The following is an 886-nucleotide window of genomic DNA, read 5'->3' as shown; positions in this document are numbered from 1 at the left end:
ATCCAGAAAGCGCCGCTTACTGCGTCCTGGCCAAACTGATCGATGCTCTGAACGCGCTTCTCGAGCACGTCAAGAAAGGCATTCGGGAAGCGAATAGCGATAGTGATTGCTTTCTTTCCATCTGACGTTCAGAGAACGGCATCATGGCCCTCACCGCGATCATCCAGCACACGGCCCAAGAGCCTGGAAATCTGCAGGGCTTTGATAAGAGTGCTTGGCTGAGCGACTGACTCGTGAACGCCGTCCCGGTATTCGGCTGCCGGCTGCCCCTGGATGTTATGAAGGATCTTGGTAGCATGGGTCTAGCGCGCAACCATCCGCTACAGACTCCGCCTAACAGCTACCCTTATGCGTGACGCACATGCGATGACTTCTGGTCACAACGCGCCCTATGTACCGGCATCCACGCCTCGCAGCGCGGATGTGATCCTGTACTTGGACCTTGATGGCGTAGTCCACCATGAGAAGGTACTCTGGCATCCCCGCAAGGGCATCTACATGAGCCCATACCAAGCTCCTGGCCATGCGCTGTTTGAGTGGCTTCCCATTCTGGAAGAGGAACTGGCGCCATATCCCTCTGTGGCCTTGGTGCTGAGCAGCACCTGGTGCATTCGCCCAGGTTACGCCAAGACGCTTCAGCGGCTGCCTGAGCGACTGCGCGCGCGATTCATCGGCGGCACATACCACAAGCGTGTCCATGGGGCTGATCCTTGGAACCTAGCGTCGTTCCAGAGCACCCCGCGAGGCATGCAGATCTTGGCAGACGTGCAGCGGAGAAAACCGCGCCACTGGATCGCCCTGGACGATGACATTGAGGACTGGCCTCCGCTCGCTATCAGCAACTTGGTAGCTTGTGACGGCACCACCGGGCTTTCCGACCCGGAAG

At 58.5% G+C, this 886-nt stretch carries 1 protein-coding gene; it reads left to right on the top strand.

Annotated features, from left to right (window positions below):
- Positions 1-366: 366 nt before the first annotated feature.
- On the top strand, positions 367-886 hold a 520-nt coding region (locus KEM39_RS11410), incomplete at its 3' end, for an HAD domain-containing protein (RefSeq protein ID WP_211710079.1).

It is taken from the genome of Neisseria sp. Marseille-Q1983, from assembly GCF_018224585.1.
Lineage (GTDB): Bacteria > Pseudomonadota > Gammaproteobacteria > Burkholderiales > Neisseriaceae > Neisseria > Neisseria polysaccharea.
This window is presented reverse-complemented; position numbering and strand designations above follow the sequence as displayed.